This is a genomic window from Pseudomonas emilianonis (assembly GCF_023072625.1).
Classification (GTDB): Bacteria; Pseudomonadota; Gammaproteobacteria; order Pseudomonadales; family Pseudomonadaceae; genus Aquipseudomonas; species Aquipseudomonas paraveronii.
In genome coordinates this window covers 1-3,522 of record NZ_JAKNRV010000458.1, presented here as the reverse complement: position 1 = coordinate 3,522, position 3,522 = coordinate 1, and the positions used below count along the sequence as shown (strand labels likewise).

The following is a 3,522-nucleotide window of genomic DNA, read 5'->3' as shown; positions in this document are numbered from 1 at the left end:
CCCATCAGTGTGAAGTCGCGACCCTATGCGCCGAACTGGCCGAGTTGCTGGAATGCTGCGGCCAGCCAGCAGCAGCGCAGGACCTGCACACGGAAGTGGAACGGGTGATCCAGGCCACGGCGGCCAAGGGGTGTCATCAGCTCATTCGCGATGGCGCGGTGTTGGTGGAAACCATCGAGCACATTCTTGAAGGTTTGCGCGGGTGGCAGGCGCTGTCGCGTCCGGCCCCGCTGCCGGTGACCCATCCGCTGGTTGCACTGCTGCACGCGGCGCCGCACACCAGCGAAGCCTTGGCGATTGCCAGCGGGCGGCCGTTGTCCCAGGTGCTGGCGACACTCACCGAGTTGGAGCTGGAAGGCCAGGTGGTCTGCGAAAGCGGGCGCTGGCTCGCGCGCTGCTAGGTTTTGTAACGAAGATCGGTAAACTGCGCAGAGCTTTAGTCCGGAGAGTGAGCAATGGTCAACAGGTGGCGTGTGCTGGAAGCCGCACGAGAAATTCGCGCAGGCGCGGTGATTGCCTATCCAACCGAGGCGGTCTGGGGCCTGGGCTGTGACCCGTGGAACGAAGCGGCGGTGGACCGGCTGCTGGCGATCAAGAACCGCTCGGTGGATAAGGGCCTGATCCTGGTCGCGGATAATATCCGCCAGTTCGATTTTCTCTTCGAAGACTTCCCGCAAGACTGGATCGACCGCATGGCCAGCACCTGGCCGGGGCCGAATACCTGGCTGGTGCCTCATCAGAACCTGTTGCCCGAATGGGTCACGGGGGTGCATGACACCGTGGCGCTGCGGGTCAGCGACCATCCGCTGGTGCGCGACCTGTGCTCATTGGTCGGGCCGTTGATTTCCACCTCGGCCAACCCCCAGGGCCGCCCGGCCGCCCGCACGCGGATTCGCGTCGAGCAGTACTTCCGTGGCCAGGTCGATCTGGTGTTGGGTGGCGCCCTTGGTGGGCGCAAGAACCCAAGCCTGATCCGCGACCTGGTGACGGGTGAGGTTTTGCGGCCGTCGTGATTTTGCACGGTTAAACCGCCTATGTGGTGAGGGAGCTTGCTCCCGTTGGCCTGCGTAGCAGGCCCAGAACCGGCGAACGTGTTCTATCTGGAAAACACCTTTGTTGGTTTTGGGGCCGCTTCGCGGCCCAACGGGAGCAAGCTCCCTCGCCACAGGGATCAGTCAAGGCAACAGAATGGTCGACCCCGTGGTGCGCCGCCCCGACAACTCGGTCTGCGCCTTGGCCGCGTCCTTCAGCGAGAAGCGCTGATTGATATCGATGCGCACCTTGCCGCTCTTGATCATCGAGAACAGATCATCGGCCATTGCCTGCAAGTCCTTGGGGTTGCTGGCGTAGGTCGCCAGGGTCGGCCGGGTGACATACAGCGAGCCCTTGGCCGCCAGAATCCCCAGGTTCACCCCGTCCACCGCACCCGAGGCGTTGCCGAAACTCACCACTAACCCGCGTGGCGCCGCGCAGTCCAGCGAGGTCAGCCAGGTGTCCTTGCCGACGCCGTCGTACACCACCGGGCATTTCTTGCCGTCGGTCAATTCCAGCACGCGCTGTGCGACGTTTTCCTTGCTGTAGTCGATGGTTGCCCAGGCGCCGAGGGATTTGGCCACAGCGGCTTTTTCCGGCGAACTGACCGTGCCGATCAGCTTCACGCCCAGGGCCTTGGCCCACTGGCAGGCCAGGGAGCCCACGCCACCGGCTGCGGCGTGGAACAGAATGGTTTCGCCGCCCTTCAACTCGTAGGTCTGGCGCAGCAGGTATTGCGTGGTCAGGCCCTTGAGCATCGCGCCGGCGGCTTGTTCGAAGCTGATGTCGTCTGGCAGGTGAACCAGGTTCGCGGCAGGCAATACGTGCAGTTCGCTGTAGGCACCCAACGGGCCACTGCCGTAGGCCACGCGGTCGCCGACCTTGAATTGGCTGACTTCACTGCCCACGGCGTCGACCACCCCAGCGCCTTCCGCGCCCAGGCCCGATGGCAAGGCCGGCGGCGCGTACAAGCCGCTGCGGAAGTAGGTATCGATGAAGTTCAGGCCAATGGCCGCGTTACGCACCCGAACCTGCTGTGGGCCTGGTTCTGCTGGCGTGTAGTCCACATACTCAAGCACCTCGGGGCCGCCATGGGCGCTGAACTGGATACGTTTGGCCATCTGCACTTCTCCTGGGTTCGAATTCGGGTAGCCCCCTATCGGACTCCTTAGCTTGATCTTCGTCAACTGCGACGGACCTGAGTGCGGTGGTATCCTGTGCGCCCATTTGCCGCCGACGCCCAATGGCCTCGCGTAGCTTTGCCCGATTCAAGGTGATGCCATGACTACCCGCACCGAGGCTGTTAAAGCCTATCTGCTTGATCTGCAAGACCGTATTTGCAGCGCCCTGGAAACCTTCGAGACGGACACTCGCTTTATCGAAGACGCCTGGACCCGGCCTGCCGGCGGCGGCGGTCGCACCCGTGTGATCGAAAACGGGGCGGTGATCGAAAAAGGCGGCGTCAACTTTTCCCACGTGTTTGGCAGCGGCCTGCCACCGTCCGCCAGTGCGCATCGCCCTGAATTGGCCGGGCGCGGGTTTGAAGCCCTGGGGGTGTCGTTGGTGATTCACCCGCACAACCCGCATGTACCGACTTCCCACGCCAACGTGCGCTTTTTCATCGCTGAAAAGGAAGGTGAAGAGGCGGTGTGGTGGTTCGGCGGTGGCTTCGACCTCACGCCCTACTACGCCAACGAAGACGACTGCATCCACTGGCACCGTGTGGCCGAGCAGGCCTGCGCGCCGTTCGGCGCCGACGTTTATGCGCGCTACAAGGCCTGGTGCGACACCTACTTCCATATCAAGCATCGCAACGAACCGCGCGGCATCGGTGGCCTGTTCTTCGATGACTTGAACGAGTGGGACTTCGACACCTGCTTCGCCTTCATCCGTGCCATCGGCGATGCGTACATCGACGCCTACCTGCCGATCGTGCAGCGCCGCAAGGCGCAGGCCTATACCGAACAGCAGCGCGAATTCCAGGAATTCCGCCGTGGTCGTTACGTTGAGTTCAACCTGGTCTACGACCGTGGCACCTTGTTCGGCCTGCAATCGGGCGGGCGTACCGAGTCGATCCTGATGTCGCTGCCGCCCCAGGTGCGCTGGAGCTACGACTGGAAAGCCGACGTCGGCAGCGAAGAAGCACGCCTCACCGACTACTTCCTGCAAGACCGCGACTGGCTCGGCGTGGCTGCGCCCAAGGCGGCGGTCTGATGGACCGTTATGTGGTGTTCGGCAACCCCATCGGCCACAGCAAGTCGCCGTTGATTCACCGCATGTTCGCCGAACAGACCGGCGAGCAACTGGACTACAGCGCTCTGCTGGCGCCGCTGGAGGACTTCATCGGGTTTGCCCGTGAGTTTTTTCAGCAAGGCCGTGGCGCCAACGTCACGGTACCGTTCAAGGAAGACGCCTACCGCCTGGCCGACACCCTCACCGCACGCGCCAGCGAGTATGCGGTCAAGGGCCACGGCAGCGCGGACATGGCGC

The 3,522-nt window shown here is 63.4% G+C and carries 3 protein-coding genes and 2 pseudogenes; 4 read left to right on the top strand and 1 reads right to left on the bottom strand.

Annotated features, from left to right (window positions below):
- Positions 1-401: pseudogene (locus L9Z73_RS27450) on the top strand (hypothetical protein); the annotation flags it as partial.
- Between the two features lie 54 nt (positions 402-455).
- On the top strand, positions 456-1,013 hold the full coding sequence (locus L9Z73_RS27445) for an L-threonylcarbamoyladenylate synthase (RefSeq protein WP_247407795.1): 558 nt from the start codon (positions 456-458) through the stop codon (positions 1,011-1,013).
- Between the two features lie 162 nt (positions 1,014-1,175).
- Here the strand turns inward: L9Z73_RS27445 and L9Z73_RS27440 are convergent, their stop codons facing one another.
- Positions 1,176-2,153, bottom strand: a complete 978-nt coding sequence (locus tag L9Z73_RS27440) for an NADPH:quinone reductase (RefSeq protein WP_247407793.1) — start codon at positions 2,151-2,153, stop codon at positions 1,176-1,178.
- 160 nt (positions 2,154-2,313) lie between these two features.
- On the opposite strand from L9Z73_RS27440, the gene hemF reads away from it, so the two are divergent.
- Both hemF and L9Z73_RS27430 read left to right on the top strand, forming a co-directional pair.
- Positions 2,314-3,246, top strand: a complete 933-nt coding sequence (hemF, locus tag L9Z73_RS27435) for an oxygen-dependent coproporphyrinogen oxidase (protein WP_247407791.1) — start codon at positions 2,314-2,316, stop codon at positions 3,244-3,246.
- Positions 3,246-3,522 (top strand): annotated as a pseudogene (locus tag L9Z73_RS27430) (hypothetical protein); the annotation flags it as partial. The gene hemF and the pseudogene L9Z73_RS27430, both read left to right, overlap by 1 nt.